This is a genomic window from Microcoleus sp. Pol11C3 (assembly GCF_036701485.1).
Lineage (GTDB): Bacteria > Cyanobacteriota > Cyanobacteriia > Cyanobacteriales > Microcoleaceae > Microcoleus.
Genome location: NZ_JAUBQW010000285.1, coordinates 1 through 1,954, shown reverse-complemented (window position 1 = coordinate 1,954; position 1,954 = coordinate 1). Strand labels below are relative to the sequence as shown.

Genomic DNA, 1,954 nt, shown 5'->3' with positions numbered 1-1,954 from the left:
TCAGGGGTCATGGCTCTTGTTTTCGACTTTTTTTGACGCTTTTATTGATTTTAACTATTTTACGCTTATTCGGATATTTACAAAACCGGGATGCTCCCAATTAAGCCACCGTAACCAAAAATTACCACAGTTTCAATTGTGAGGGTGAGAAAATGCTGAATATCTTCGTACTTGACATCCACCCCGCCGTAGAACGGCGAGGATTCCCAAACCTCACGATTTAGGTTTCTGCTTCTGTCCCTTACGGGGTTTCGCACCTGCCTTAACAGATTTACTCTGTTCGGGTCTTACGGTCGCTCCACAGACTGACACGGCAAGCCCTGCCGCCAAAATATTCTTTGCCGCGTTGATGTCTCGGTCATGGTGTGTCCCGCAATTAGGACAATCCCATTCCCGGATATTCAACGGCATCTTGTCAACGATGTGTCCGCAATTGCCACACCGTTTTGAACTCGGAAACCATCGGTCAATCTTAATTAAAGTACGACCGTACCACTCACACTTGTATTCAAGTTGCCTGACCAATTCGCCCCAACTTGCATCACTTATGGCAAGGGCAAGTTTGGGATTTTTAATCATGTTCTTCACAGCCAAATTCTCGACGGCGATGGTTTGGTTTTCGCGCACCAACCGCGTTGTTAACTTGTGAAGGTTATCTTTTCTTGCATCAGCAATTTCTTGATGTACTTTCGCTACTTTGAGTCGTGCTTTGTGACGGTTGTTTGACCCTTTCTGTTTCCGGCTTAAAGCTTTCTGCGCTCTTCTAAGTTTGCGATATTTTGCCTTGAATCCTTTGGGATTGGCAATCTTTTCACCAGTGCTAAGAGCGAGTAAACTTGTAATGCCCAAGTCAATACCAACTTGACTGCCTGACTGAAGTAATGCTTCAATTTCAACATTCACCAACAGGGAAACTGACCACCTACCAGATGGTGAAAGCTTCACCGTAATGGTTGATGGTCGGCAACCGACAGGTAGCATCCGGCTCCAACGAATTGGCAACGGGTCGGCACACTTTGCTAAGTAAACTTGTCCATCCTTAAACTTGAAAGCAGATTTGGTAAACTCTGCGCTACCACCATTGCGTTTTTTCTTGAAGTTGGGATATTTCGCCCGCCCATCAAAAAAATTGGTGTAAGCCGTTTGTAAATGTCGCAAGCATTGCTGTAACGGTACGCAGCTAACTTCCGACAGAAAATCTAACTCTTCTGTTTTCTTCCATTCGGTTAGCATTGAAGAGGTTTCAGCATACCCTACCCGTTTTTGGTCTTTGTACCATGCCTCGGTTCTTACGGCTAAGGCACGGTTGTATACTAAACGAGCGCAACCCATTGTCCGTCGCAACAAACTCTCTTGTTCCGGAGTTGGGTAGAATCGATAGCTGAAGGCTTTGAGCGTCATGCTCACAGTCTAACACTTCGATTGTGATATTGTGCTAGACTCGATGTAAAATCTTTGTAAAGCCGTCAAGCGAAGGACGGGGTTTCAAACCCAAATTTCTGATGATGATACTTGGCAAATGGAACATCTCTCAAACGCGCTCGCGTTTAATATCAAAGCCTTTTAACAAAAACAGCCATTTAATTTATTGCAAAACGGTTTTACGCTGACTTATTGAGCAACCTACATTCTCGGATAAAACCAATTAACTATATATAACTTAAGCTTTATAACTATGTTGCAAAGGTTTGAGATTATTCGCATTACTTGCGGAAGCTTTCCTACGCTCGATGGTAAACTCCGTCAAGGGTTCAGAATGACATAATTAAGTTATAGTCATTTCAAATAAATGTGAGACAAAGGCAAGATCATGATAAAATCGATAAAAATAGTTAATTAGAAAAAAATGGCTTACAGTCTAGACCTAAGACAAAAAGTAGTCAATTATGTGGAAAATGGAGGGAGTATAACGAAAGCTGCCGCCATATTTAAGGTAGGAAGAGCAACAATTTAT

Annotated in this window: 2 protein-coding genes; one reads left to right on the top strand and one right to left on the bottom strand. The window is 42.7% G+C overall.

Features of this window, described 5'->3' with window-relative positions; all coding sequences use genetic code 11:
* Window positions 1-213: 213 nt before the first annotated feature.
* Complete coding sequence (locus QUA40_RS28555) at window positions 214-1,401, bottom strand: RNA-guided endonuclease TnpB family protein (RefSeq protein WP_333132052.1); 1,188 nt, start codon at window positions 1,399-1,401, stop codon at window positions 214-216.
* Window positions 1,402-1,846: 445 nt separating this feature from the next.
* Between QUA40_RS28555 and QUA40_RS28550 the strand changes: the two genes are divergently transcribed.
* Window positions 1,847-1,954, top strand: a 108-nt coding sequence (locus tag QUA40_RS28550; RefSeq protein ID WP_333132054.1) for an IS630 transposase-related protein, incomplete at its 3' end; no start/stop codon positions are given.